This window comes from Sporosarcina limicola, assembly GCF_014873855.1.
GTDB lineage: Bacteria > Bacillota > Bacilli > Bacillales_A > Planococcaceae > Sporosarcina > Sporosarcina limicola.
Genome location: NZ_JADBEL010000001.1, coordinates 146179 through 169981, shown reverse-complemented (window position 1 = coordinate 169981; position 23803 = coordinate 146179). Strand labels below are relative to the sequence as shown.

Genomic DNA, 23803 nt, shown 5'->3' with positions numbered 1-23803 from the left:
TAGTTAGTCAATTACACAAAGGAGGGAACACAAATGGCGATTAAGAAATACAAACCTACCTCCAACGGACGTCGTAACATGACAACATCTGATTTTGCCGAGATTACAGCTAGTAAGCCGGAAAAATCATTGCTTGCACCGCTTAAGCGGAAAGGCGGCCGTAACAACACTGGTAGGATTACAGTTCGTCACCAAGGTGGAGGTCATAAACGCCAATACCGTGTCATCGATTTCCAACGCCGGAAAGATGACATTCCAGGACGCGTTGCTACGATCGAATACGATCCAAACCGTTCAGCGAACATCGCACTAATTAATTACGTAGATGGGGAGAAGCGTTACATCCTCGCACCGAAAAGTTTGCAAGTTGGAATGACGATTATGTCAGGTCCAGAAGCAGATATTAAAGTGGGTAACACTCTACCATTAGAAAATATTCCAATGGGTACAACAATTCACAACATCGAATTGAAACCAGGAAAAGGCGGCCAACTTGTACGTTCTGCAGGAACATCTGCACAATTACTAGGTCGTGAAGGCAAGTACGTTCTTGTACGTCTTCAATCTGGAGAAGTCCGCATGATTCTTGAAACTTGCCGTGCTACAATTGGTCAAGTTGGTAATGAACAACATGAACTTATCAACATTGGTAAAGCAGGACGTTCACGCTGGATGGGTAAACGCCCTACAGTACGTGGTTCTGTAATGAACCCTAACGATCACCCACATGGTGGTGGTGAAGGACGTACAGGTATTGGTATGAAATCTCCAGTTACTCCTTGGGGTAAACCAACACTTGGTTACAAAACACGTAAGAAGAACAACAAATCCGACAAACTTATCGTTCGTCGTCGTAAAAAATAATCTGAGTGCACTGCGGTTCAATGATTGGGCCGTAGTATTAACACGGAGGGAGGTTCCAACATGGGCCGCAGCTTGAAAAAAGGACCTTTTGTAGATGATCACCTTATTAAAAAGGTAGAAGCTCAAAAGGATTCTGAGAAGAAAATGGTAATTAAGACATGGTCACGCCGTTCAACAATTTTCCCGTCATTCATCGGAATGACAATTGCTGTCTACGACGGACGTAAACACGTACCTGTCTACGTAACAGAAGACATGGTAGGACACAAACTAGGTGAATTTGCACCGACACGTACGTACAGAGGTCATGGTGCCGACGATAAGAAAACAAGACGTTAATTTGAGAGGAGGTTAATCTGATGCAACAAGCAAAAGCTACTGCCCGCACAGTCCGTATTGCTCCTCGCAAAGTCCGTATGGTCGTTGATCTTATCCGAGGCAAGAAAATCGGTGAAGCTGTCGCGATTCTACGCCTGACGCCGAAAGCGGCATCTCCGGTTGTGGAAAAAGTTTTGAACTCAGCGATTGCAAATGCTGAACATAACTACGAAATGGATATCGAGAATCTAATCGTAAACGAAGTATTCGTAGACGAAGGTCCGACGATGAAACGTTTCCGTCCACGTGCACAGGGACGTGCGAGTGCGATCAACAAGCGTACAAGCCACATCACTGTAGTGGTATCAGAAAAGAAGGAGGGATAATTCGTGGGTCAAAAAGTACATCCTAACGGTTTACGGGTCGGTATCATCCGTGACTGGGAGTCGAAATGGTATGCAGAAAAAGACTATGCGACTCTCTTGCACGAAGATCTAAAAATCCGTGAATTCATCGAAAAACGTCTTGTAGAAGCATCTGTTTCTAAAGTAGAAATCGAACGCGCTGCAAAACGTGTTAACGTTACTATTCACACTGCGAAGCCAGGTATGGTGATCGGTAAAGGTGGTACTGAAGTCGAAGTACTTCGGAAGCAACTGAATGACATCACTGGCAAGCGGGTTCACATCAACATTATCGAAATCAAACGTGCAGATCTTGACGCGAAATTAGTTGCAGAATCAATCGCGCGTCAACTTGAAAGCCGCGTTTCTTACCGTCGTGCACAGAAGCAAGCAATTCAACGTACGATTCGCTCTGGCGCAAAAGGAATCAAAACACAGGTTTCAGGACGTCTTGGCGGTGCAGACATCGCTCGTTCGGAACATTACAGTGAAGGTACTGTCCCTCTCCATACACTACGTGCAGATATTGATTATGCACACGCAGAAGCAGATACCACATTCGGTAAGCTTGGCGTTAAAGTATGGATTTACCGTGGAGAAGTCCTTCCAGTGAAGAAGAAGAACTCTGAGGAAGGAGGCAACTAATATGTTAATCCCTAAACGCGTTAAATATCGTCGAGTATTCCGTGGTAAAATGCGCGGTGCTACTAAAGGCGGAGCAACAGTTCAGTTCGGTGAATTCGGTCTACAGGCCCTTGAATCATCTTGGATTACAAACCGTCAAATCGAATCTGCACGTATCGCAATGACACGTTATATGAAACGTGGCGGCAAAGTGTGGATCAACATTTTCCCACACAAACCATATACAAAAAAGCCTCTTGAAGTACGGATGGGTTCCGGTAAAGGTGCTGTAGAAGGCTGGGTAGCAGTTGTTAAGCCTGGCAGAGTTATGTTTGAAATCGCAGGTGTGTCGGAAGAGGTTGCACGTGAAGCCCTTCGCCTCGCATCTCACAAACTTCCTATCAAAAGTAAGTTTGTAAAACGTGAAGAAATTGGTGGTGAATCTAATGAAAGCTAAAGAAATCCGTGACTTGACAACTGCAGAGATTGAGCAAAAAGTGAAATCACTGAAAGAAGAGCTTTTCAACCTTCGCTTCCAATTAGCGACAGGTCAATTAGAAAACACTGCACGCATCCGTGAAGTACGTAAATCGATTGCGCGCATGAAAACTGTAATACGTCAAAGAGAAATCAGTGCAAATAACTGATGAAGGAGGTTGCAGCCATGACTGAGCGTAATCAGCGCAAGGTGTACACAGGCCGTGTTGTGTCCGACAAAATGGATAAAACAGTTACTGTAATGATAGAAACACAAAAGAAGCACTCTTTATACGGTAAACGTGTAAAGTACTCTAAAAAGTTTAAGGCCCATGATGAATTGAATGAAGCGAAAATCGGTGATGTTGTTCGTATTATGGAAACACGTCCATTATCAGCAACAAAACGTTTCCGCCTACTTGAAGTCGTCGAGAAAGCCGTCATCATCTAATAACGTTCGGAGATAGATATCCGGGAGGAGGTAGCCTCAATGATTCAACAGGAAAGTCGTATGAAAGTCGCCGACAATTCAGGCGCTCGTGAAGTTCTTACAATCAAAGTACTAGGCGGTACAGGCCGCAAGGTTGCTAATATCGGTGATGTAGTTGTTTGTACAGTGAAGAAAGCAACACCAGGTGGCGTTGTTAAGAAGGGCGAAGTAGTGAAAGCTGTTATCGTTCGTACGAAAAGCGGTATGCGTCGTAAAGACGGTTCTTATATTACATTTGATGAAAACGCATGTGTTATCATCCGTGACGATAAGAGTCCACGTGGAACACGTATTTTTGGACCAGTTGCTCGAGAGCTTCGTGACAGCAACTTCATGAAAATCGTTTCACTCGCACCAGAAGTTCTTTAATTCACATGACAGTGCCAATCAAGGAGGTGCGACAGAATGCATGTAAAAAAAGGTGACAAAGTTAAGATAATCACAGGAAAAGATAAAGGTAAAACTGGTGTGATTCTAGCTGCTTTCCCTAAAAAAGATCGTGTGCTTGTTGAAGGTGTTAACATCGTCAAGAAACATACGAAACCTAATCAGGAAAATCCTCAAGGTGGAATCATTAGCTTAGAGGCAGCTATCCATGTATCAAACGTCATGATGATTGATCCTAAGACAGGCGAGCCAACTCGCGTAGGATACAAGATTGAAGATGGCAAAAAAGTTCGTGTTGCTAAAAAATCCGGTGAACTACTGGATAAATAAGTAACAATTGAAAGGAGGTCCAACAGATGAGCCGTTTTAAAGAAAAATTTAAAAACGAAGTCACGCCTGCTCTCATGAGCAAGTTCGAATATACATCAGTAATGCAAGTGCCAAAAGTGGATAAAATCGTCATTAACATGGGTGTTGGTGATGCTGTTCAAAACACGAAGGCACTTGATGCGGCAGTGGAAGACTTGACAATCATTTCTGGTCAAAAGCCAGTCGTCACTAAAGCGAAGAAATCGATCGCGGGATTCCGTCTACGTGAAGGTATGCCTATCGGAACGAAAGTTACACTACGCGGTGAGCGTATGTATGAATTTCTTGATAAGTTAATCTCGGTTTCATTACCTCGTGTACGTGACTTCCGTGGTGTTTCAAAGAAAGCATTCGACGGTCGTGGAAACTATACGCTCGGCGTAAAAGAGCAACTTATTTTTCCTGAAATAGACTACGATAAAGTTTCTAAAATACGCGGTATGGATATCGTCATCGTTACGACTGCAAACTCCGATGAAGAAGCACGTGAGTTATTAACGCAGTTCGGCATGCCGTTCCAGAAGTAAATAAGAGGGAGGCGTAAACGTGGCTAAAAAATCAATGATCGCTAAACAAAAGCGTACACCAAAATTCCAAGTGCAGGCATATACACGCTGTGAGCGTTGTGGTCGTCCGCATTCTGTATACCGTAAATTCAAGCTTTGCCGTATTTGTTTCCGCGAGTTAGCATATAAGGGACAAATTCCTGGCGTCAAAAAAGCCAGCTGGTAAACCCCTAAATTTGGGAAGGAGGTAAATGTAATGACAATGAGTGATCCAATCGCAGACATGCTTACACGCATTCGTAACGCCAATATGGTTCGTCACGAAAAGTTGGAAGTACCTGCTTCAAACATGAAAAAAGAAATCGCAGAAATCTTGAAACGTGAAGGTTTTGTACGCGATGTTGAATATGTTGAGGATAGCAAACAAGGTATCATCCGCATTTTCCTTAAATATGGTCAAAATAACGAACGTGTTATTACTGGTCTTAAACGTATCTCAAAACCAGGTCTTCGTGTTTATGCTAAAACAAGCGAAGTTCCTAAAGTTTTGAATGGTCTTGGTATCGCCCTCGTTTCTACATCAAATGGCGTACTTACAGACAAAGAAGCACGTGCAAAACAAGTAGGCGGAGAAGTAGTAGCTTACGTCTGGTAATTCGTAACAAATGAATGGAGGTGCAATTGAATGTCCCGTATTGGCAAAAAGCCGATTGAGGTACCTGCAAACGTGACGGTAACATTATCTGATAATAACTTCGTCACTGTAAAAGGGCCAAAAGGCGAACTTACAAACACATTTAACACGGATATTAAAATCGAGCAAGAAGGCAACGTGATCACATTGATCCGCCCTTCTGAATCCAAACAACATCGTTCTATACACGGAACGACACGTTCACTTCTCGATAATATGGTGACAGGCGTTTCACAAGGTTTCGAACGTACACTTGAACTTGTTGGGGTAGGTTACCGTGCGCAACTTCAAGGTAAGAAACTGGTATTGAACGTAGGTTATTCTCATCCGGTTGAATTTACACCGGAAGAGGGAATTGAAGTTGAAGTTCCTGCGAACACGAAAATTATTGTCCGCGGTATCAATAAAGAACGCGTAGGCGCTCTTGCATCGAACATTAGACAAGTACGTCCACCAGAGCCGTATAAAGGCAAAGGGATTCGCTATCAAGGTGAACAAGTACGTCGTAAAGAAGGTAAAACTGGTAAATAATGCCGCTTAAGGCATCCGGAAGGAGTGACCACGATGATTACGAAACAAGATAAGAACGTTGTCCGCAAAAAGCGCCATGGTCGTGTACGTAGAAAAATTAGCGGGACTGCAGCACGTCCACGTCTAAACGTCTTCCGTTCAAACAAGCATATCTATGCACAATTGATTGATGATGTAAACGCAGTAACGATTGTAAGTGCTTCTACAATGGACAAAGAGTTCGGATCTGAATCAAAAGCAGATGCTGCAGCAGCGGCAAAAGTTGGCGAGCTAATCGCAAAGAAAGCTGTTGAAAAGGACGTTAAAGCGGTTGTTTTTGACCGTGGCGGTTACCTATTTCACGGCCGTGTGAAAGCTCTTGCGGACGCAGCACGTGAAAACGGTCTGGAATTTTAATTAAGAAGGAGGGACACATTTCATGCGTCGTAATGATCAGAATAAAAGTGAATTCGAAGAACGCGTAGTTACGATTAACCGCGTTGCTAAAGTTGTGAAAGGCGGACGTCGTTTCCGTTTCACTGCTCTCGTCGTTGTCGGAGACAAAAATGGACGTGTCGGTTTCGGTACTGGTAAAGCACAAGAAGTTCCGGATGCGATTCGTAAAGCCATCGAAGATGCGAAGAAAAATTTGATCGTTGTACCAATGGTCAAAGGAACCACTCCGCACCAAGTACTTGGACACTTTGGTGCAGGACAAATTCTTATCAAACCTGCAGCACCTGGTACAGGAGTTATCGCTGGAGGACCTGTCCGTGCGGTACTTGAACTTGCAGGCATCACGGATATCCTTTCAAAATCCCTAGGTTCAAGCACGCCAATTAACATGGTTCGTGCAACAGTCGAAGGATTGAAGCAATTGAAACGCGCAGAAGATGTTGCGAAATTGCGTGGAAAAACCGTAGAAGAACTCTTAGGTTAAGGGGGGAATCACAATGGCGAATAAACTTGAAATTACCCTTACTAAAAGTGTAATCGGCGCAAAGCCGGTACAACGCAAAACAGTTGAAGCACTTGGATTACGTAAATTGAATCAAATGGTCGAACACCAAGATAATGTTGCAATTCGCGGCATGATTAATAAAGTGGACCACCTAGTTACAGTCAAGGAACAATAATTTTGATTTTTTGAATAAGGAGGTGCCAATGAGATGAAATTACACGATATGAAGCCAGCTGAAGGTTCTCGTAAAAAACGCAAACGTGTTGGACGGGGAACCGGTTCAGGTTCTGGTAAAACTTCAGGTAGAGGTCATAATGGTCAAAATTCACGTTCAGGCGGAGGCGTACGTCTAGGCTTTGAGGGTGGACAAATTCCATTATTCCAACGTTTACCTAAACGTGGATTTACGAACATTAATCGTAAAGACTATGCAATTGTGAACCTTGAAACACTTAATCGTTTTGATGAAGGCACGGAAGTATCACCTGAACTATTAATTGAAACAGGTATCGTGAGCAACGCAAAATCTGGAATTAAGATTCTTGGTAATGGAACTCTTGAGAAAAAGATCACTGTCAAAGCTCACAAATTCTCTGCTTCGGCTAAAGAAGCTATCGAGAAAGCGGGCGGACAGACCGAGGTGGTTTAATGTTTCAGACAATCGCGAATTTTATGCGCGTTAAGGATATAAGGTCTAAAATATTTTATACATTGGTTATTCTCGTCGTTTTTCGACTCGGAACATTTATTCCAGTTCCAAACGTTGATGCAACTGCTTTACAGCAATCTGATAATAACTTAATCGGTTTAATGAATGTCTTTGGCGGAGGCGCTCTTGCCAACTTCTCCATCTTGGCGATGGGGATAATGCCGTACATTACTGCATCCATTATCGTGCAATTATTGCAGATGGATGTTGTACCAAAGTTCACGGAGTGGGCGAAGCAAGGGGAAGTCGGAAGACGAAAGCTTGCACAGTTTACAAGGTATTTCACAATAATCCTAGCGTTTATTCAAGCTATTGCCATGTCCTTCGGTTTTAACCGGATGTATGATGGTAAGCTGATAATTAGCGAAGGTGTTTCAACATATGTGGTCATCGCGATCGTATTGACGGCAGGAACTGCATTTCTCTTATGGCTCGGTGAGCAGATTACGGCAAAAGGTGTTGGAAATGGTATTTCGATCATCATTTTCGCTGGAATTGTCGCGGCGATCCCAAATGCAGTCAACCAACTTTACGCAACTCAAATCCAAGGTGCAGGCAGCGAATTGTTTATTAGACTGGCAATAATGGCTCTTTTACTCCTTGTGATTATTGCGATAACTGTCGGAGTTATCTATGTGCAAGAAGCACTGCGAAAGATTCCGATCCAATATGCGAAACGTGTCTCAGGACGTGGTCAAACTACTTCTGGTCAACAGACACATTTACCATTGAAACTTAATGCTGCAGGGGTTATCCCGGTAATCTTTGCTTCAGCATTTTTTATGACACCAAAATACATTGCTCCGCTTTTTGGGACGAATAGTGTAACGAATTGGATTCAAACAATTTTCGACCAAACTAATCCCATAGGTATGATCTTGTATGTAGTACTCATCATTGCGTTCACTTATTTCTACGCATTCATTCAGGTGAATCCGGAGAACATGGCGGACAACTTGAAAAAACAAGGCGCGTATATTCCAGGTATTCGTCCAGGACAAAACACGCAAAATTATCTTACTAGCACTTTGTATAGACTGACATTTGTCGGCTCGATATTCCTTGCTGTCGTTGCAGTCATGCCAATATTTTTCATCAGTTTTGCAAGTCTTCCAGATGCTGCACAAATCGGAGGAACGAGCTTACTCATCGTGGTCGGGGTTGCCCTTGAAACGATGAAACAGCTAGAATCGCAACTTGTGAAAAGGCATTACAAAGGGTTTATGAAATAAACTTTGTGAGGGGAACTTCCCTTATAAAGTGAATATGAAGGAGGGCAATACGTATGAACATCGTATTAATGGGTCTTCCTGGGGCTGGAAAAGGCACACAGGCGGACAAAATTGTCGAAAAATACGAAATCCCTCATATTTCTACAGGCGATATGTTCCGTGCTGCTATCCAAGAAGGCACGGAACTTGGAGTCAAAGCAAAATCGTTCATGGATCAGGGAGCTCTTGTCCCTGATGAAGTGACAATCGGAATCGTGCGTGAACGTTTAAGCAAATCCGATTGTGATAAAGGCTTTCTCCTTGACGGTTTCCCACGTACAGTACCACAAGCGGAAGCGCTTGATGAACTATTGTCTGACATGGGAAGGAATATTGAGCGTGTACTCAATATTCAAGTTGAGAAGGAAGAGCTTATCGCAAGGCTAACTGGCCGCCGAATATGTAAAATATGCGGTACATCTTATCATCTTCAATTCAACCCATCAAAGGTTGAAGACAAATGTGATAAAGATGGCGGAGAACTTTATCAACGAGCGGATGACAATCCGGAAACTGTTACGAATCGTCTGGAAGTAAATATGAATCAAACAGCACCACTTCTAGCATATTACGAAGTTAAGGGTGCGCTATCAAACATCAATGGGCAACAGAACATCGATGTTGTTTTCAAAGAGTTAGACGTTATTCTACAAAATAACGAATAATAATTTTTTCCGAACACAGATAATAAGTCCTGCATTGCAAGATTGTTTTAACGAGATGCAAAAGCATATGATGCCCGGTATAAGAACTGGTCGGAGTTTCAAACGGGTGTAAAGTTCTAAATCATACTAAATGCATTTTTCCGCTTAGGCGGGTATAATGGACTTCGTGGAAAGAACTGTATAACGCTACTAGGAACTCATCCACGGCAATCCGGACGGTCGTGTCCATTCTGATGCGATTTTCCACAACAACAAGTCGGAGACTAGCTTGCGGGAAACGGAATGTGACAGACGTCTTTCGAACATCACTCATGCAATCCGGACATATGTTGAAGGAAGCTTTAAAGGCGACTGATGCTGCTCGATGGTGAGAACCTTTATTGGATATAGAAGGGAGACAGGATTGATGGCGAAAGACGATGTAATTGAAGTTGAAGGAACCGTAGTTGAAACGTTGCCAAATGCGATGTTCAAAGTGGAGTTGGAAAACGGTCATACAATACTTGCGCATGTATCTGGCAAGATCCGTATGCACTTTATTCGTATTCTACCTGGCGACAAAGTGACAATGGAACTTTCGCCTTATGATTTGACTCGTGGTCGTATCACATACCGTTTTAAATAAACTTTTGCACTCCGGAATATTGAAGGAGGTTGGGTAAGATGAAAGTAAGGCCATCTGTAAAACCGATCTGTGAAAAATGTAAAATTATTCGCAGACGCGGCCGAGTAATGGTAATTTGTGAAAATCCAAAACATAAACAAAGACAAGGCTAATTCAGAAGGAGGTGCACAATCTATATGGCACGTATTGCTGGTGTAGACGTTCCGCGCGATAAGCGCGTTGTAATTTCATTAACTTACATTTTTGGAATCGGAAAAACAACTGCTCAAAAAGTATTGGCGGCAGCTGGAGTATCTGAAGAAGCACGTGTTCGTGATTTAACCGATGCTGAACTTGATAAAATTCGTGAAGAAATTGACGGATTGAAAGTTGAAGGTGACCTTCGTCGTGAAACTTCTCTTAACATCAAACGTTTGATGGAAATAGGTAGCTTCCGTGGTATTCGTCACCGTCGTGGTTTGCCTGTTCGCGGTCAAAACACGAAAAACAACGCGCGTACTCGTAAGGGTCCTAAACGGACAGTTGCGAACAAGAAAAAATAATAGGTAAAGGAGGTATCTTCTTAACATGGCACGTAAACAACAAACTCGTAAACGTCGTGTAAAAAAGAATATTGAATCCGGTATTGCACATATCCGTTCGACGTTCAACAATACAATCGTAACGATCACTGACATGCAAGGGAACGCATTATCTTGGTCAAGTGCAGGTGCACTAGGCTTCAGAGGCTCTAAAAAATCAACACCTTTTGCTGCTCAAATGGCAGCTGAGGCAGCTGCAAAAACTTCTATGGAGCATGGCTTGAAAACATTGGAAGTTACTGTTAAAGGTCCAGGTGCTGGACGTGAAGCAGCAATTCGTTCACTACAGGCTACTGGTCTTGAGGTTACTGCAATCAGAGATGTTACACCGGTTCCGCATAACGGATGCCGCCCGCCAAAACGTCGTCGTGTATAATGGCTTGTTCTCCATTTGATTGAGAATCACAATTAATGTCAATAATGAATTATGCGATTGCAAATTTTCGTCTGTGAAAATTGATTTCAATATGGAACTGCCTATATATTTGACGTTTTGAAGGAGGGTAATTATATGATCGAAATTGAGAAACCAAAGATTGAAGCAGTTATGATCAGTGAAGATTTAAAGTTTGGTAAATTTATTATCGAACCGCTTGAGCGTGGTTATGGAAATACTTTAGGTAATTCCTTACGTCGCATTCTTCTTTCCTCATTGCCTGGAGCTGCAGTAACATCTATACAAATTGATGGTGTACTTCATGAGTTCTCAACAATTGAAGGCGTCGTCGAAGACGTTGCGACAATTATTTTGAACGTGAAGAAACTAGCTCTTAAAATCTATTCGGATGAAGAGAAAGTCATTGAGATAGATGTGAAAGGTGAGGGTACAATCACAGCTGCGGACATTACACATGATAGTGACGTAGAAGTGTTGAATCCGAAACTTCATATCGCGACTCTTGGTAAAAACGGACATTTACGCATGCGTTTGTATGCTGTACGTGGACGAGGATATGCACCTTCTGATCAGAACAAACGTGATGATCTTGCAATTGGCGTTATTCCGATCGATTCTATTTACACTCCGGTTTCACGGGTTAACTTCCAAGTGGAGAATACTCGGGTTGGTCAAATGACGAACTTTGATAAGTTGACACTTGATATTTGGACAGATGGCAGCATAGGTCCTAAAGAAGCTGTTTCTCTCGGGGCAAAAATCCTGACGGAACATCTGAACATATTTGTCGGAATGACAGATGAAGCGCAAACTGCAGAAATCATGGTGGAAAAAGAAGAGGACAAGAAAGAAAAAGTTCTTGAGATGACGATTGAGGAACTTGATCTTTCTGTTAGGTCTTATAACTGCCTAAAACGTGCAGGCATCAATACAGTCCTGGAACTTGCTAGCAAAACAGAGGACGAAATGATGAAAGTACGAAATCTTGGACGTAAGTCACTTGAAGAAGTAAAAGCGAAATTAGATGAGCTTAGCCTTGAGTTACGCACTGACGATTGAGCAATTTTATAGATTAAAGGAGGTAAACTTCTATGGGATACAGAAAACTTGGACGTACAAGCTCACAACGTAAAGCGATGCTTCGCGACTTAGCGACAGACCTTATCGTACATGAGCGTATTCAAACAACTGAAGCGCGTGCAAAAGAACTACGTTCTGTTGTCGAGAAAATGATTACACTTGGTAAACGTGGAGACTTGCATGCACGTCGTCAAGTTGCACAATTTATCCGTCGTGAACTTGTTATGGTAACGGACGAAGAAGGCAATGAGACTAAAATCTTTGCTATTCAAAAACTTTTTGATAATGTAGCTCCACGCTATACAGAGCGTCAAGGTGGATATACACGCATTATGAAAATGGGACCTCGTCGCGGTGACGGTGCACCTGTCGTCGTAATCGAACTCGTTTAATTCTTTAAAGGAGAGGTGCGTCTGGCATACGCTTAGCCGTACCCTTTTTATACTATGATTTATACGACAACTTTAAAAGCAGAGTGTTACGATCATCGGTATTTCTTTATCGCCTGGTCTAGCTCTACGTACCTCATTCGCTGTGCCGGATTGAGCATCCGGTATCAGTCATAGATTTCAGCGCATTTCTTCGAATGAGGTGCGCGCTTTTTTTATTTAAAATCGGGATTCCTTGTCAATTTGCAAGGGATCCTTAGTAGTATACATAATGCTAATGTAGCCGGAGGTGATAGGTGATGAAGGAAATTCTTTCGATGGATAATGTGAGTTATTCATATCGTGTCGGGGATGAGGAATCAAAGAGAGCTGTCGATGGCGTGTCGTTTACTTTGCACGATGGTGAATGGATAGCGATTGTTGGTCATAACGGTTCAGGTAAGTCAACCCTTGCGAAATTGATGATAGGACTACTTTTTCCTGATGAAGGCGATGTCAATATCTTTATTGAAAAACTGACGGAAGATAATTTATGGGAAAAACGATCTCAAATGGGGATCGTTTTTCAAAATCCTGATAACCAGTTTGTCGGTTCGACAGTCCAGGATGATGTTGCATTCGCATTGGAGAATAATGGAGTTCCATTTGAAGAGATGCTACATCGGGTCTATGATTCACTTGCTCAGGTGAATATGAGTGACTTTCTTGATCATGAGCCACATCATCTATCTGGCGGACAGAAGCAACGAGTTGCGATAGCGGGGGCCTTGGCACTTCATCCAAGGCTTCTAATAATGGATGAAGCGACTTCTATGCTTGATCCCCAAGGGCGTGACGAAGTTATTCGTGTGGTCGAGAATTTAAGGTGTAAAAAAGGGCTAACGGTTATTTCGATTACGCATGACCTGGAAGAAGCATTACTTGCGAATCGAATCATCGTCATGAATAAAGGACAGGTGTTGGCAGTTGGTACACCTAAAGAGATATTTTTACGTGGGGTAGAACTCAAGACCATCGGATTGAATTTACCATTCGCTTTGAGAGTATCGGGATTGTTGCGGAAGTTTGGGATGGAGCTTGAAGGTGAGCATATGACGGAAGAAGAGTTGGTGAATGAGTTATGGACATCTCACTTCAGCAAGTAGGCTATTTGTATGGAAAAGATACTCCTTTTGAAAAAAGGGCATTACAGGCTGTGGATGTGACGATTCATTCCGGCTCTTATACGGCAATCATTGGTCATACAGGTTCAGGTAAATCCACACTTCTTATGCATTTAAACGGCCTACTTAAGCCTTCAGAGGGTGTTGTGCAAATTGGGGATGCAAAGATTTCTGCGGGTACGAAGACAAAAGGGTTGAAGGCTATTCGACGACATGTTGGGATTGTCTTTCAATTCCCTGAACATCAACTTTTCGAGGAAACTGTAGAAAAAGACATTATGTTCGGTCCGATGAACTTTGGTGTATCCGAAGAGGAGTCAAGGAGGCGCGCGCATGAATTGATTGGATTGCTAGGGTTGCCAGCGGATGTCGCGTTAAAGTCACCATTCGATTTGTCTGGGGGCCAGATGCGTCGTGTCGCCATAGCAGGTGTCCTTGCGTTCAAACCATCTGTACTTGTTTTGGACGAGCCAACTGCAGGTCTAGATCCGCGTGGGCGGAAAGAGATTATGGAACTTTTTCACCAACTCCACATCGAAGAAAATCTGACGACTATCCTCGTTACACATAGTATGGAAGATGCTGCCCGTTATGCGGATAATGTTGTTGTGATGCATGATGGAAGTTCGGTCATGTCTGGAACACCAGAGGAAGTGTTTGGGAATGAAGAGAAATTATCATCCTATAGACTTGGTCTGCCTCGTTCAGTAAAGTTCCAACGTGATATTGAGAAGATGATTGGACGTGCTTTACCAGGTTTGGCATTGACGGAAGAACAGCTTGCGAAGGCGATTGCGCATGCTGCTACAGAAGTAGGTGACCGATAATGTTAGAAAAGATGATATTTGGTCGCTATATTCCGGGTAATTCGTTTGTTCATAGGCTAGATCCTCGTGCAAAGTTATCTTTTGTTTTCCTTTTCATTATTGCGGTATTCCTTGCAAATACTGCTATGACTTACGCGATATTAGTAGGATTTACACTTCTGGTGATTTTTAGTTCGCGGATTCGCTTATATTTCCTAATCAATGGACTAAAGCCAATCCTTTTCTTGATTATTTTCACCTTGCTTATGCACCTCTTTTTCACGAAAGGAGGCGTGTTGCTGTTTGAGTGGAAATTTATCAAAGTGTATGAAGAGGGATTGAGGCAAGGGATATTCATTTCAATCCGTTTTCTTGTCCTTGTCCTGATGACTTCAGTGTTGACATTGACTACTTCTCCAATTTCTATAACGGATGGCATGGAGGATTTGCTGGGTCCGTTCAAACGATTTAAACTACCGGTTCATGAGTTGGCGCTGATGATGTCGATTTCCCTTCGATTTATCCCGACATTGATGGATGAAACAGATAAAATAGTGAAGGCGCAATTGGCGAGGGGTTCTGACATTAGTACGGGCTCCATTAAGCAACGGATCCGTGCGGTTATACCTTTACTTGTTCCGCTGTTCGTTAGTGCTTTTAAGCGTGCTGAGGACCTTGCAGTCGCTATGGAAGTCCGTGGCTATCGCGGAGGCGAAGGGCGGACGAGGTATCGGCAGTTGAAATGGCACTGGCGCGATACAATGGTTATGGCGTTGTTCGTTGTCCTTGTTGCCATTCTCTTGCTGCTGAGGGGATAGGAGGTGGATCTAAATGCAAATGACACGTGTGAAAGCGGTCGTAGCTTATGATGGAACGAATTTTGCGGGGTATCAGTCGCAACCAAGCATGCGGACAGTGCAGTCTGAGATTGACAAAGCGCTCGTGAAAATACATAAGGACAAGAAAATCCATTCGGTCGCAAGTGGACGAACGGATGCTGGGGTTCATGCGAATGGACAGGTCATCCATTTCGATACACCACTTACATTACCTTTAGATCGATGGCAAACGGCATTGAACGTTTTATTGCCTATGGACATCCGGATTGTTGGAGTAGAATTTATTGATGAAAAATTCCATGCGCGTTATTCCGCTACTGGTAAAACGTATATCTATAAATGGTCGTATAGCGAAGTTCATAGTCCGTTCGAGCGTAATTATTCGGTTCATCTTGGTAAATGGCATCCGGATGTGCAAAGAATGAAGGAAGCGACTGTCCATTTTTTAGGGACACATGATTTCACAAGTTTCTGTTCATCCAAAACCGCCACGTCCAATAAAGTTCGGACAATTAGGCAGCTGACGCTTGAAGAACAGGGTGATTTACTGATCATGACAATCGAAGGAGACGGATTCTTGTATAATATGGTCCGGACCATTGCGGGCACGCTGCTGGCAGTTGGCAAAGGTTGGAACACCCCTGCGGACGTCAAGCGCATACTCGAATCATGCGATCGGAAAGAGGCGGGTAAAACTGCGCCGTCACACGGTTTGTACTTGGATAGTGTGACCTATAATGACTGAGGCAACTTTTCCTGGTGTTTTTACGAAGGCCGCTTGACTTATTGTGAGATTCAGTATAAGATGGGTAATGGTATTTCAATAACCCCACAAAAAAGCCCCGGAAGGTTAATTGTGTTTAGGGATAGAGAAAACGGAATAGATTGATTTCAATTTAGGAGGATACAAACATGCGTACAACATTCATGGCTAAAAGTCACGAAGTAGAACGTGAATGGTTTGTTGTCGACGCTGAAGGGAAGACGCTTGGTCGTCTTGCTACTGAAGTTGCATCACTTCTGCGCGGCAAACATAAACCGACATTCACACCACACGTTGACACAGGTGATCATGTGATCATCATCAACGCTGAGAAAATCGAACTTACAGGTAACAAATTGAAAGACAAAATCTATTATCGCCACTCGGGATATACTGGTGGTATCAAGCAACGTACAGCGCTTGAAATGCGTACAAATTTCCCAACGAAAATGCTTGAGCTTGCAGTCAAAGGAATGCTTCCAAAAGGTCCTTTAGGTCGTCAAACATTCAAGAAACTTCACGTATACGCTGGTGCGGAACATCCGCATGAAGCACAAAAACCGGAAGCATACGAGCTTCGCGGATAATTTTTAGAGGAGGAAACACCTTTGGCACAAGTACAATATCTCGGCACTGGCCGTCGTAAAAGTTCAGTAGCTCGTGTACGTCTCGTTCCTGGAGATGGCACAATCGTCATCAACAACCGTGACGTAGAAGACTACGTACCATATGAAACACTTCGCGAAGTTATTAAACAACCACTCGTTACGACAGAAACTCTTGGAAGCTACGACATCCATGTTAACGTTAACGGTGGAGGTTTCACAGGACAAGCAGGCGCAATCCGTCACGGCGTTGCACGTGCACTACTTCATGTAGATCCTGATTTCCGTCCGGCTCTTAAATCAGCTGGGTTCCTTACACGTGACCCAAGAATGAAAGAACGTAAAAAACCAGGACTTAAAGGCGCACGTCGCGCACCACAGTTCTCAAAACGTTAAGTATACGATTCGAAAAGCCCTTTTCCATATCGGAAGAGGGCTTTCTTGTGTTAAATTATAGAATAGGAAAAATGTAAGGAGGATTTTGTAATGAAGGAAATCACAACGATTGAAGTACAGAATTTAATAGAAAAAGGTGAGCAACTTCACGTGGTTGATGTGCGGGAGGCGGATGAAGTAGCGGCAGGAACGATTCCTGGTGCAATCCATATCCCTCTTGGAGATATACCGGCGCGAATAAGTGAGCTTGACGTGTCGAAGTCCTATATACTCATTTGTCGCTCAGGTGCCCGTAGCGGTCGCGCTACGGCGTTTCTAACTGAGAAAGGATATGACGTTGCGAATATGGTAGGTGGTATACTTGAATGGGAAGGCGAAACTGAATGATTGATCGAGAAAGGGACCTTTGGTGGTTCCTTTTTTGATTTGTGAAGTGGGATGAAGGTGTGTGAGTGTTGTTTAGCTTCGCCGGGACGTTTTCGATTATTATTCCGATTTCATGTGGGACATAACTCTCCTATTCCTTGCGTATAGTAAAGTAAAAAGGCGGTGTCGATATGAAGCGTTGGGTAGTGGTCTGCATCCTTTTTGTTTGTTCGCTCGGTGTCTTCTTATATGGTGTGAAAGCAGCAGAAAGGAATTTTTTCATGCCTGAGGTGCTGGGGGGAGTTAAAATTGTCATTGATCCTGGTCACGGAGGACTCGACGGAGGAGCTTCGTTTGGTGATGTTGTAGAACGTGATATTACACTAAGTATTTCTCACAAGTTGGCGAAACGTCTCGAAAAGAAAGGGGCAACTGTTGTCATGACGCGGATGAAAGATGGTGATGCTCTGGCGGAACATGCCCCTGAGGAAAAGTTTCTGACGACTCGCGAGCGAAAACTTGCCGACTTGAAATTAAGGGAAAGCATTGCGGTCAATGAAAGTCCGGAGATGTTCATTAGTGTTCATGTCAACGCAATACCGGAACAGAGATGGCGTGGCTCCCAAGTGTTTTATCATCCTGAGGGGCATCCTGACGGTGAAATTTTGGCAAAGGCAATACAAGAGTCTTTCCGGGGGAGCTTGAAAAATACGGAGCGAGAGGCGATGGCGATTAAAGGCGTTTATCTATTGAAGAAAGTACCGATGCCAGCTGTTCTTGTTGAAACAGGTTTTATATCCAATGCGGAGGAACGTGCCCTGTTAACTGATCCTAGCTACCAAGATAAGCTTGCTGATGCGATTCTGGAGGGGATTATCGATTTTCATCAAGCGGAGGAAAAATGAAGGTGCCTGCAAGCGTTGAAGGGTGTGGACTATGATATACTTGGAGGTGAATGAATAAACCTCCAAGGAGTGTCTACATTGATTAATGAGCAAAAAGTACGTGAATTAGTAGGTCAGTTGAAGGATCCATTTTTACATAAAATGCTTGCAGAGACGGGTGGAATCACTCAAGTCTCGATTAAAGAAGAAAAAAAGCATGTGAGCGTGAAAGTGGCAATCGCCAAAGTTAATACGGCGGAACAGATGGCGCTTCAGACACAGGTTGTCGAAATATTGAAACAGGCAGGCGCAGAGTCTGTTGGCATCCGTTTTGAAGAGTTGTCGAAAGAAACACTTGAACAATTCAGAGGAAAGGCGACAGAGTCTGAAGCACAGGATCTTCTGTCACCTTTAAATGATGTCGAATTTATTTCGATTGCATCTGGTAAGGGCGGTGTCGGTAAATCAACAGTTTCTGTCAATTTGGCAGTTGCACTAGCGCGTCTAGGTAAAAAAGTAGGTCTAATTGATGCAGATATTTATGGTTTTAGTGTGCCGGATATGATGGGTGTAACGGAATTACCGATAATCCGAAATGATCGTATCATTCCGGTTGAGCGTTTGGGTGTAAAGGTCATTTCAATGGGCTTCTTTGTTGAAGATAATGCCCCTGTCGTTTGGCGTGGTCCAATGCTTGGAAAAGCGTTAGACCAGTTTTTCCGTGATGTAGAGTGGGGAGATCTCGATTTTCTTTTTCTTGACTTACCACCGGGAACTGGTGATGTCGCACTTGATATCCATCAAATGATTCCTACATCGAAAGAGATTGTGGTTACAACACCACACCCGACAGCTGCTTTTGTTGCAGCTCGTGCTGGGGCGATGGCATTACAGACGGACCATGCGTTACTTGGCGTTATTGAAAACATGTCTTGGTTCGAATCGAAAGCGACTGGTGAACGAGAATTTGTTTTCGGTCAAGGCGGCGGGGTGAAGCTTGCTGAGGAACTACGAACCGAATTACTTGGACAGATTCCACTTGGTCAACCTGATTGGAACGAGGAAGATTTTGCGCCGTCTGTCTATGCTGTAGATCATCCGATCGGACAAATATATATGGATATCGCAAAGAATATCGTGAAAAAGACAGTGAAATGATTGATAAAGAAAAGCGGAGAAGGCTATTGGCCCCCTCCGCTATTCTTGTCTTTCGGGGGCTTTTGACTTTCTTTCTTTGCGCCCGCAGTAGCCTCTTTCGGTTCACCGGCAGTTAAAATAAGTTTTTGCCACTTTGTTTGTAGCAAAGGACTATTGATGGTTTCTTCTACAACTTTTTCAAGATGTTTTTTCATGTTCCCTGACTGCATGACCGTTTCTAATTGTTTGTGCATATCGGGTTGACCGAAAAAGTCCTCCAATTCTTTTTGGAATGAAGAATCCTTCATTAACTCTTTCATTACATCCTGTTGTTGTTTCTTCATGCTTTTTGCGATTGTTTCGGTGAACTTAGGGTCATCGAAGGTCTTCTTCCAAAAGGCTTCACCTTCCTTGGATAATAGCGTATCTTCAATCGATTTTTTTACTTCGGGCTTTTCCAAAATGAGTAATTCCCGAAAGCTGGGGTCAGCTAGCATTTGACGGAATGCCTTTTTTCCATCTTCCGTCTGTAGTGTATCGGTCATCATTTTCTTCATTTCGTCGTATGTTGGTGCGGATTGCTGTGACCCGCATCCAGTTAAAAGAAAGGAGATTAACAGTAAGTGAAAGAATTTCTTTTTCATGGAATCAAATTCCCTTCCATCAGTATTTTCATTTATTGTTCACAATATCGAGCAAAGTATGCATTAAACGTCCAATGAAATAGATTTTTCACTAAAACGTTGTTACACTGTTGGAAGTAATCTAAAACGGAGGATTAGGATTGTGACAATACGAAATTGGGTTAAATTTTTTTTGAATGCACTACTTATCGGAGGAATTGTTACAGCGGTTATGGGATTGATTATTCGCTGGGAATTTTTCTCTCCATACCTAGAGAATGGTGACGTATGGCAGTTTATAATTGCACTACTATGGATGGTTTTTCTTGGCTTCACAATGAGTGTTGTGGCACAAATGGGTTTTTTCGCATACTTAACGGTCCATCAGTTTGGTGTGAATCTTTTCAAGACGCTTACTCTATGGAATTGGGTCCAATTGTTAATCATAACCGTTGTCCTGTTTGACCTTATTTTCTTCAGATTCCGGTTAACGTCAGATGACACTGGACGGACTTTGCTTTACCTTACATTGCTTGCGTCGCTCATTATAGTCTCCGTCCTCACAGCTTATTTAAAAGCCAAATGGACGAAAAAGCATACGCTTGTTTCGGCTTTATTCTTCATGATTGTCATTACAACGCTTGAATGGTTGCCAGCGTTGATGGTAAGTTCCGGTAATATCGATGAATGGGTGACAATTCTATTATTCCCGCTTCTTGCAGTGAATTCTTACCAAATTTTACTGCTTCCAAAGTATAATAAGCAATCGGATGAAGATGTGGAAAAGTTGGAGCAACGTAAGAAAGCATTGAAAGCTTCGAAGGCAAAATAGAAAAACAGCATAGCCGCCAGAGATGGCGGACTGTGCTGTTTTTTGATTACTTGGGTAATTTTTTTGTTTTCACCTTTGTTCCGAATAGCATATCTTCAACGGTTATAAATGTTCGACTATCATACAGTTTTTTTAACTCGGCAAAGACGATGTGATTACCACGATGCTGTGGGATAGAGATGATTTCACCTTCCTTGAGGGGTGGTGGATCACTCCCTTTCCAGCTGACAGAAGAGCCAAGTGCATTGACTTCTGCATCCCAAAGTATCATTTGCAAGTAATGAGGGAATACTTCATCCGTTGTACGGAACCAAAGCGGTTTCATGCCAAATAAGTTTTCGAACCTCTTGAGTTGGTCCATGAATAAAGGCATATTTTGCTCATAGGCCTTTCCCTCATATCCAAGAAGTCCGACGGGAATATTCTTTTCATTAATAAGCTTTATCGTATCCGGAAAGCGCTCTGCCCAATCCATGTCCACAAAAATAAGGGGATAAGGCATGTTCAATTCGTTTATCCATTCTTCCACTTCGACATCACCAAAGGAAATATTGACGGTCAGTGCCGATCCGCTTGTACCACGTACAATCACAGCCGGATCCTCAGTCACACGGAAGACGGAAATAAATGACGTTTGGCCGGGGAACGGAGGAATGAGTAAGAAGATCCCACAGCAAATAAAGACGATGATATAATGTTTTTTTTGCAATTAATGTCCTCCTCGTACCCTATCTACTGTACTTTATGAAAGAGGATTGACTGATATGCAGACGATGTGATATTATGTAAAAGTCGTTGCCAGGTAACAAAATTTTTGAAATGTGTTGAAAAATATTTTATTCTTGTTATAATGGAATTTGTCATGAATGATATTGACGTAGAAATAACTATTATTCCGCAGTAGCTCAGTGGTAGAGCAATCGGCTGTTAACCGATCGGTCGTAGGTTCGAGTCCTACCTGCGGAGCCATACTGCTTCTATAGCTCAGTAGGTAGAGTGCTTCCATGGTAAGGAAGAGGTCACCGGTTCGAATCCGGTTGGAAGCTCCAGAAAATCACTAATGCAACCTCCTTTGGAAATGGGGGGAAGCAAACAAAGTAGGTCGAGGAAGCAACGGAACTTCGACTAAGGTACATAACTGATTGAGCGAATGTGGCTGATGAAGAGATGCATAGCTGATTAAAAATTTTTCGACATGCGAAGCATTTAGAAAATGGTTATCATTATTTTAACATGGTGGGGTAGCGAAGTGGCTAAACGCGGCGGACTGTAAATCCGCTCCCTCCGGGTTCGGCGGTTCGAATCCGTCCCCCACCACCATTATTATTTTTAAGCTTAATGGCTATTTTTATTTAAATCAGCTGAATAAAGCTAATGCAGAGTAATGTATTGCTTATCGAAATTCTAACAAGGCCCCTTGGTCAAGCGGTTAAGACACCGCCCTTTCACGGCGGTATCACGGGTTCGAATCCCGTAGGGGTCACCAATAAATCTTTTTCAATACGTAGTATTGAAAATAGATTACCTTAATTCAATACGTAGTATTGAAAATAGATTACCTTAATTCAATACGTAGTATTGAAAATAGATTACCTTAAATTCAATATATAGTAATGAAAATAAATTACTTGGAAATTTACGCAAAGCGTATTAAATCACAAAATTCGTTAAAACTAGGATAGTAATTCGCAATTCCCGTTAAAATTACCTTGATATAATAACTTTGGGGTATAGCCAAGTGGTAAGGCAACGGACTTTGACTCCGTTACTCGTTGGTTCGAATCCAGCTACCCCAGCCATTTTATGTTTTACCTTTACCAATCCATGTTAGTTATAATACTTCGACTAAATCCTTTTCTAAAATATGAAAAGGATTTTTTCTATTTTAAAGTGAAATATTCCGTGGCAATATAGTGAGCGATTATAAACCAGTGCGGCTTGCAGATTATAAGTATTTTATAAGAGGACTAGCGAATGATGAATAAATATTCGAATAGTTGTCGAGTTGAGCCAAACCCCTATGAAGACTTACAATAGAAGCATTGTAAAGGGAGGCAGCATTCTATGGACAATTTAAACATTTCAATTATTGGTGTACCGCTCGATCTCGGGCAAAGTCGCCGTGGCGTGGATATGGGGCCAAGTGCAATTCGTTATGCGGGAGCAGTAGAAAGGATTGAAGCAATCGGTCATCAAGTGATAGATGAGGGCGATATCCGAGTAGATATGTCGTCGAGAGGGCAACATGGCGATTCGAACCTGAAGAATTTAGATGAAGTCATTCAAGCGAATACAGACCTTGCAAAGAAAGTTGCTGAAGTTGTGGAAAGAGGTAGGTTCCCACTTGTTCTAGGTGGAGACCATAGCATCGCAATTGGAACGCTTGCAGGACTTGCAGATAAATATAAAAACCTTGGCGTCATCTGGTACGATGCACATGCAGATTTGAATACCGCAGAGACATCTCCATCCGGGAATATTCATGGAATGCCACTAGCAGTTAGTATCGGTCTTGGGCATGAAAGTCTCGTCAATTTATATCGAGATGGACAGAAAGTGAAGCCTGAAAACGTTGTAATCATCGGAGCGCGTTCTGTCGATCCGGGGGAGCGTGAATTGATCAAGGAAAAGGGAATTAAAGTATTTACAATGCATGAAATTGATCGGGATGGTATGACTACTGTAATAGAAAATGTGATTGCTTATTTACGTTCACGGGATGTGGATGGCGTTCATCTATCGCTCGATCTTGATGGACTAGATCCAATCTACGCGCCAGGAGTTGGAACGCCAGTACCTGGTGGCATTAATTATAGGGAAAGTCATCTTGCTATGGAAATGCTTGAAGACTGCGGAATGATTACGTCAGTTGAATTCGTTGAAGTAAACCCGACCCTTGATGTGAAGAATAAGACTGGGGATGTCGCGGTTAGACTGATGGGTTCATTATTCGGTGAAAAACTTCTATAAATTGCTATGAACAAATTACCTGTCTACTATTTAGATGGGTTTTTTTATATTCAAATCTAAAGTGACGATAATAAACATAGATTATGAAACTATATAAG

General features: G+C 42.7%; 38 protein-coding genes and 5 tRNA genes. 41 read left to right on the top strand and 2 right to left on the bottom strand.

Annotation, left to right across the window (positions count from 1 at the left end; genetic code table 11):
• Window positions 1-33: 33 nt before the first annotated feature.
• From rplB to H4683_RS00785, 34 genes are all read left to right on the top strand, one after another.
• On the top strand, window positions 34-864 hold the full coding sequence (gene rplB / locus H4683_RS00950; protein WP_192596943.1) for a 50S ribosomal protein L2: 831 nt from the start codon (window positions 34-36) through the stop codon (window positions 862-864).
• 60 nt (window positions 865-924) lie between these two features.
• Window positions 925-1203 (top strand): 30S ribosomal protein S19, encoded by a 279-nt coding sequence (gene rpsS / locus H4683_RS00945; RefSeq protein ID WP_192596942.1) that lies wholly within the window; start codon window positions 925-927, stop codon window positions 1201-1203.
• 20 nt (window positions 1204-1223) lie between these two features.
• The gene (gene rplV / locus H4683_RS00940; RefSeq protein WP_192596941.1) at window positions 1224-1568 is read left to right on the top strand and encodes a 50S ribosomal protein L22; all 345 of its coding nucleotides are present in this window, start codon (window positions 1224-1226) and stop codon (window positions 1566-1568) included.
• A 3-nt stretch (window positions 1569-1571) separates the two neighbouring features.
• Window positions 1572-2231 (top strand): 30S ribosomal protein S3, encoded by a 660-nt coding sequence (gene rpsC / locus H4683_RS00935; RefSeq protein WP_192596940.1) that lies wholly within the window; start codon window positions 1572-1574, stop codon window positions 2229-2231.
• A gap of 1 nt (window position 2232) precedes the next feature.
• Window positions 2233-2667: a 50S ribosomal protein L16 gene (gene rplP, locus H4683_RS00930; protein ID WP_192596939.1), complete on the top strand. Its 435-nt coding sequence runs from the start codon at window positions 2233-2235 to the stop codon at window positions 2665-2667.
• Window positions 2657-2857: a 50S ribosomal protein L29 gene (rpmC, locus tag H4683_RS00925; protein ID WP_009499049.1), complete on the top strand. Its 201-nt coding sequence runs from the start codon at window positions 2657-2659 to the stop codon at window positions 2855-2857. Before rplP ends, rpmC begins: the two co-directional genes overlap by 11 nt.
• Before the next feature lie 17 nt (window positions 2858-2874).
• Window positions 2875-3138 (top strand): 30S ribosomal protein S17, encoded by a 264-nt coding sequence (rpsQ, locus tag H4683_RS00920; RefSeq protein ID WP_192596938.1) that lies wholly within the window; start codon window positions 2875-2877, stop codon window positions 3136-3138.
• 39 nt (window positions 3139-3177) lie between these two features.
• Window positions 3178-3546, top strand: coding sequence for a 50S ribosomal protein L14 (rplN, locus tag H4683_RS00915; RefSeq protein WP_192596937.1), 369 nt, complete (start codon window positions 3178-3180; stop codon window positions 3544-3546).
• Between the two features lie 36 nt (window positions 3547-3582).
• The gene (gene rplX / locus H4683_RS00910; protein ID WP_192596936.1) at window positions 3583-3894 is read left to right on the top strand and encodes a 50S ribosomal protein L24; all 312 of its coding nucleotides are present in this window, start codon (window positions 3583-3585) and stop codon (window positions 3892-3894) included.
• Between the two features lie 26 nt (window positions 3895-3920).
• Entirely contained in the window at window positions 3921-4460 is a 540-nt protein-coding gene (gene rplE, locus H4683_RS00905) for a 50S ribosomal protein L5 (protein ID WP_192596935.1), read from the top strand.
• 19 nt (window positions 4461-4479) lie between these two features.
• A complete protein-coding gene (locus H4683_RS00900; protein WP_192596934.1) occupies window positions 4480-4665 on the top strand; it encodes a type Z 30S ribosomal protein S14 in 186 nt (61 codons plus the stop codon).
• Window positions 4666-4695: 30 nt separating this feature from the next.
• Window positions 4696-5094: a 30S ribosomal protein S8 gene (rpsH, locus tag H4683_RS00895; RefSeq protein ID WP_067204783.1), complete on the top strand. Its 399-nt coding sequence runs from the start codon at window positions 4696-4698 to the stop codon at window positions 5092-5094.
• Between the two features lie 30 nt (window positions 5095-5124).
• Entirely contained in the window at window positions 5125-5664 is a 540-nt protein-coding gene (gene rplF, locus H4683_RS00890; protein WP_192596933.1) for a 50S ribosomal protein L6, read from the top strand.
• Window positions 5665-5697: 33 nt separating this feature from the next.
• Window positions 5698-6060 carry a 50S ribosomal protein L18 gene (rplR, locus tag H4683_RS00885; protein ID WP_192596932.1) on the top strand — a complete coding sequence of 121 codons (363 nt, stop codon included), beginning with the start codon at window positions 5698-5700 and terminating at the stop codon, window positions 6058-6060.
• A gap of 22 nt (window positions 6061-6082) precedes the next feature.
• Window positions 6083-6583, top strand: coding sequence for a 30S ribosomal protein S5 (gene rpsE, locus H4683_RS00880; RefSeq protein WP_192596931.1), 501 nt, complete (start codon window positions 6083-6085; stop codon window positions 6581-6583).
• Window positions 6584-6596: 13 nt separating this feature from the next.
• Window positions 6597-6779, top strand: coding sequence for a 50S ribosomal protein L30 (gene rpmD, locus H4683_RS00875; protein WP_192596930.1), 183 nt, complete (start codon window positions 6597-6599; stop codon window positions 6777-6779).
• Between the two features lie 33 nt (window positions 6780-6812).
• A complete protein-coding gene (rplO, locus tag H4683_RS00870; RefSeq protein WP_192596929.1) occupies window positions 6813-7253 on the top strand; it encodes a 50S ribosomal protein L15 in 441 nt (146 codons plus the stop codon).
• A complete protein-coding gene (secY, locus tag H4683_RS00865; RefSeq protein WP_192596928.1) occupies window positions 7253-8545 on the top strand; it encodes a preprotein translocase subunit SecY in 1293 nt (430 codons plus the stop codon). The genes rplO and secY overlap by 1 nt, the downstream gene beginning before the upstream one ends.
• Window positions 8546-8598: 53 nt before the next feature.
• The gene (locus H4683_RS00860) at window positions 8599-9249 is read left to right on the top strand and encodes an adenylate kinase (protein WP_192596927.1); all 651 of its coding nucleotides are present in this window, start codon (window positions 8599-8601) and stop codon (window positions 9247-9249) included.
• A gap of 406 nt (window positions 9250-9655) precedes the next feature.
• A complete protein-coding gene (gene infA / locus H4683_RS00855) occupies window positions 9656-9874 on the top strand; it encodes a translation initiation factor IF-1 (RefSeq protein WP_060203457.1) in 219 nt (72 codons plus the stop codon).
• Window positions 9875-9912: 38 nt separating this feature from the next.
• Window positions 9913-10026, top strand: coding sequence for a 50S ribosomal protein L36 (rpmJ, locus tag H4683_RS00850; RefSeq protein WP_084212378.1), 114 nt, complete (start codon window positions 9913-9915; stop codon window positions 10024-10026).
• A gap of 24 nt (window positions 10027-10050) precedes the next feature.
• Window positions 10051-10416 (top strand): 30S ribosomal protein S13, encoded by a 366-nt coding sequence (gene rpsM / locus H4683_RS00845; protein ID WP_192596926.1) that lies wholly within the window; start codon window positions 10051-10053, stop codon window positions 10414-10416.
• Window positions 10417-10441: 25 nt separating this feature from the next.
• Entirely contained in the window at window positions 10442-10831 is a 390-nt protein-coding gene (gene rpsK, locus H4683_RS00840; protein WP_192596925.1) for a 30S ribosomal protein S11, read from the top strand.
• A gap of 135 nt (window positions 10832-10966) precedes the next feature.
• Entirely contained in the window at window positions 10967-11911 is a 945-nt protein-coding gene (locus tag H4683_RS00835; RefSeq protein ID WP_192596924.1) for a DNA-directed RNA polymerase subunit alpha, read from the top strand.
• A 32-nt stretch (window positions 11912-11943) separates the two neighbouring features.
• Window positions 11944-12324, top strand: coding sequence for a 50S ribosomal protein L17 (rplQ, locus tag H4683_RS00830; RefSeq protein WP_192596923.1), 381 nt, complete (start codon window positions 11944-11946; stop codon window positions 12322-12324).
• Between the two features lie 296 nt (window positions 12325-12620).
• Entirely contained in the window at window positions 12621-13466 is an 846-nt protein-coding gene (locus tag H4683_RS00825; protein ID WP_192596922.1) for an energy-coupling factor ABC transporter ATP-binding protein, read from the top strand.
• Entirely contained in the window at window positions 13442-14311 is an 870-nt protein-coding gene (locus H4683_RS00820; protein WP_192596921.1) for an energy-coupling factor ABC transporter ATP-binding protein, read from the top strand. Before H4683_RS00825 ends, H4683_RS00820 begins: the two co-directional genes overlap by 25 nt.
• Window positions 14311-15108, top strand: a complete 798-nt coding sequence (locus H4683_RS00815) for an energy-coupling factor transporter transmembrane component T family protein (RefSeq protein WP_192596920.1) — start codon at window positions 14311-14313, stop codon at window positions 15106-15108. The genes H4683_RS00820 and H4683_RS00815 overlap by 1 nt, the downstream gene beginning before the upstream one ends.
• A 13-nt stretch (window positions 15109-15121) precedes the next feature.
• Window positions 15122-15874, top strand: coding sequence for a tRNA pseudouridine(38-40) synthase TruA (truA, locus tag H4683_RS00810; RefSeq protein ID WP_338062369.1), 753 nt, complete (start codon window positions 15122-15124; stop codon window positions 15872-15874).
• 167 nt (window positions 15875-16041) lie between these two features.
• A complete protein-coding gene (gene rplM / locus H4683_RS00805; protein ID WP_192596919.1) occupies window positions 16042-16479 on the top strand; it encodes a 50S ribosomal protein L13 in 438 nt (145 codons plus the stop codon).
• A gap of 21 nt (window positions 16480-16500) precedes the next feature.
• A complete protein-coding gene (rpsI, locus tag H4683_RS00800) occupies window positions 16501-16893 on the top strand; it encodes a 30S ribosomal protein S9 (protein WP_192596918.1) in 393 nt (130 codons plus the stop codon).
• 90 nt (window positions 16894-16983) lie between these two features.
• Window positions 16984-17280 carry a rhodanese-like domain-containing protein gene (locus tag H4683_RS00795; RefSeq protein ID WP_192596917.1) on the top strand — a complete coding sequence of 99 codons (297 nt, stop codon included), beginning with the start codon at window positions 16984-16986 and terminating at the stop codon, window positions 17278-17280.
• A gap of 170 nt (window positions 17281-17450) precedes the next feature.
• Window positions 17451-18164: an N-acetylmuramoyl-L-alanine amidase gene (locus H4683_RS00790; RefSeq protein WP_192596916.1), complete on the top strand. Its 714-nt coding sequence runs from the start codon at window positions 17451-17453 to the stop codon at window positions 18162-18164.
• Window positions 18165-18242: 78 nt separating this feature from the next.
• Window positions 18243-19301, top strand: a complete 1059-nt coding sequence (locus tag H4683_RS00785; RefSeq protein ID WP_192596915.1) for an Mrp/NBP35 family ATP-binding protein — start codon at window positions 18243-18245, stop codon at window positions 19299-19301.
• Window positions 19302-19324: 23 nt separating this feature from the next.
• Here the strand turns inward: H4683_RS00785 and gerD are convergent, their stop codons facing one another.
• The gene (gene gerD, locus H4683_RS00780) at window positions 19325-19924 is read right to left on the bottom strand and encodes a spore germination lipoprotein GerD (protein WP_192596914.1); all 600 of its coding nucleotides are present in this window, start codon (window positions 19922-19924) and stop codon (window positions 19325-19327) included.
• A gap of 142 nt (window positions 19925-20066) precedes the next feature.
• Here gerD and H4683_RS00775 point away from each other — a divergent pair, with 142 nt between their 5' ends.
• Window positions 20067-20735 carry a KinB-signaling pathway activation protein gene (locus H4683_RS00775; protein ID WP_192596913.1) on the top strand — a complete coding sequence of 223 codons (669 nt, stop codon included), beginning with the start codon at window positions 20067-20069 and terminating at the stop codon, window positions 20733-20735.
• A gap of 46 nt (window positions 20736-20781) precedes the next feature.
• On the opposite strand, the gene H4683_RS00770 is transcribed toward H4683_RS00775, so the two are convergent.
• Window positions 20782-21444 carry a polysaccharide deacetylase family protein gene (locus H4683_RS00770; RefSeq protein ID WP_192596912.1) on the bottom strand — a complete coding sequence of 221 codons (663 nt, stop codon included), beginning with the start codon at window positions 21442-21444 and terminating at the stop codon, window positions 20782-20784.
• Between the two features lie 185 nt (window positions 21445-21629).
• Here H4683_RS00770 and H4683_RS00765 point away from each other — a divergent pair.
• From H4683_RS00765 to rocF, 6 genes are all read left to right on the top strand, one after another.
• Window positions 21630-21704: transfer RNA gene (locus tag H4683_RS00765), tRNA-Asn, on the top strand.
• Between the two features lie 4 nt (window positions 21705-21708).
• Window positions 21709-21784: transfer RNA gene (locus H4683_RS00760), tRNA-Thr, on the top strand.
• A 186-nt stretch (window positions 21785-21970) separates the two neighbouring features.
• Window positions 21971-22055: transfer RNA gene (locus tag H4683_RS00755), tRNA-Tyr, on the top strand.
• Window positions 22056-22146: 91 nt separating this feature from the next.
• Window positions 22147-22221: transfer RNA gene (locus H4683_RS00750), tRNA-Glu, on the top strand.
• Between the two features lie 238 nt (window positions 22222-22459).
• Window positions 22460-22534: transfer RNA gene (locus H4683_RS00745), tRNA-Gln, on the top strand.
• A 265-nt stretch (window positions 22535-22799) separates the two neighbouring features.
• Entirely contained in the window at window positions 22800-23705 is a 906-nt protein-coding gene (gene rocF, locus H4683_RS00740; RefSeq protein WP_192596911.1) for an arginase, read from the top strand.
• Window positions 23706-23803: the final 98 nt, after the last annotated feature.

Bases quoted from the DNA above. Each gene is read 5' to 3' on its own strand.
- rplB (WP_192596943.1), top strand. From the start codon at position 34: ATGGCGATTAAGAAATACAAACCTACCTCCAACGGACGTCGTAACATG.
- rpsS (WP_192596942.1), top strand. From the start codon at position 925: ATGGGCCGCAGCTTGAAAAAAGGACCTTTTGTAGATGATCACCTTATT.
- rplV (WP_192596941.1), top strand. From the start codon at position 1,224: ATGCAACAAGCAAAAGCTACTGCCCGCACAGTCCGTATTGCTCCTCGC.
- rplP (WP_192596939.1), top strand. From the start codon at position 2,233: ATGTTAATCCCTAAACGCGTTAAATATCGTCGAGTATTCCGTGGTAAA.
- rpmC (WP_009499049.1), top strand. From the start codon at position 2,657: ATGAAAGCTAAAGAAATCCGTGACTTGACAACTGCAGAGATTGAGCAA.
- rpsQ (WP_192596938.1), top strand. From the start codon at position 2,875: ATGACTGAGCGTAATCAGCGCAAGGTGTACACAGGCCGTGTTGTGTCC.
- rplN (WP_192596937.1), top strand. From the start codon at position 3,178: ATGATTCAACAGGAAAGTCGTATGAAAGTCGCCGACAATTCAGGCGCT.
- rplX (WP_192596936.1), top strand. From the start codon at position 3,583: ATGCATGTAAAAAAAGGTGACAAAGTTAAGATAATCACAGGAAAAGAT.
- rplE (WP_192596935.1), top strand. From the start codon at position 3,921: ATGAGCCGTTTTAAAGAAAAATTTAAAAACGAAGTCACGCCTGCTCTC.
- rpsH (WP_067204783.1), top strand. From the start codon at position 4,696: ATGACAATGAGTGATCCAATCGCAGACATGCTTACACGCATTCGTAAC.
- rplF (WP_192596933.1), top strand. From the start codon at position 5,125: ATGTCCCGTATTGGCAAAAAGCCGATTGAGGTACCTGCAAACGTGACG.
- rplR (WP_192596932.1), top strand. From the start codon at position 5,698: ATGATTACGAAACAAGATAAGAACGTTGTCCGCAAAAAGCGCCATGGT.
- rpsE (WP_192596931.1), top strand. From the start codon at position 6,083: ATGCGTCGTAATGATCAGAATAAAAGTGAATTCGAAGAACGCGTAGTT.
- rpmD (WP_192596930.1), top strand. From the start codon at position 6,597: ATGGCGAATAAACTTGAAATTACCCTTACTAAAAGTGTAATCGGCGCA.
- rplO (WP_192596929.1), top strand. From the start codon at position 6,813: ATGAAATTACACGATATGAAGCCAGCTGAAGGTTCTCGTAAAAAACGC.
- secY (WP_192596928.1), top strand. From the start codon at position 7,253: ATGTTTCAGACAATCGCGAATTTTATGCGCGTTAAGGATATAAGGTCT.
- H4683_RS00860 (WP_192596927.1), top strand. From the start codon at position 8,599: ATGAACATCGTATTAATGGGTCTTCCTGGGGCTGGAAAAGGCACACAG.
- infA (WP_060203457.1), top strand. From the start codon at position 9,656: ATGGCGAAAGACGATGTAATTGAAGTTGAAGGAACCGTAGTTGAAACG.
- rpmJ (WP_084212378.1), top strand. From the start codon at position 9,913: ATGAAAGTAAGGCCATCTGTAAAACCGATCTGTGAAAAATGTAAAATT.
- rpsM (WP_192596926.1), top strand. From the start codon at position 10,051: ATGGCACGTATTGCTGGTGTAGACGTTCCGCGCGATAAGCGCGTTGTA.
- rpsK (WP_192596925.1), top strand. From the start codon at position 10,442: ATGGCACGTAAACAACAAACTCGTAAACGTCGTGTAAAAAAGAATATT.
- H4683_RS00835 (WP_192596924.1), top strand. From the start codon at position 10,967: ATGATCGAAATTGAGAAACCAAAGATTGAAGCAGTTATGATCAGTGAA.
- rplQ (WP_192596923.1), top strand. From the start codon at position 11,944: ATGGGATACAGAAAACTTGGACGTACAAGCTCACAACGTAAAGCGATG.
- H4683_RS00825 (WP_192596922.1), top strand. From the start codon at position 12,621: ATGAAGGAAATTCTTTCGATGGATAATGTGAGTTATTCATATCGTGTC.
- H4683_RS00820 (WP_192596921.1), top strand. From the start codon at position 13,442: ATGGACATCTCACTTCAGCAAGTAGGCTATTTGTATGGAAAAGATACT.
- H4683_RS00815 (WP_192596920.1), top strand. From the start codon at position 14,311: ATGTTAGAAAAGATGATATTTGGTCGCTATATTCCGGGTAATTCGTTT.
- truA (WP_338062369.1), top strand. From the start codon at position 15,122: ATGCAAATGACACGTGTGAAAGCGGTCGTAGCTTATGATGGAACGAAT.
- rplM (WP_192596919.1), top strand. From the start codon at position 16,042: ATGCGTACAACATTCATGGCTAAAAGTCACGAAGTAGAACGTGAATGG.
- H4683_RS00795 (WP_192596917.1), top strand. From the start codon at position 16,984: ATGAAGGAAATCACAACGATTGAAGTACAGAATTTAATAGAAAAAGGT.
- H4683_RS00790 (WP_192596916.1), top strand. From the start codon at position 17,451: ATGAAGCGTTGGGTAGTGGTCTGCATCCTTTTTGTTTGTTCGCTCGGT.
- gerD (WP_192596914.1), bottom strand. From the start codon at position 19,924: ATGAAAAAGAAATTCTTTCACTTACTGTTAATCTCCTTTCTTTTAACT.
- rocF (WP_192596911.1), top strand. From the start codon at position 22,800: ATGGACAATTTAAACATTTCAATTATTGGTGTACCGCTCGATCTCGGG.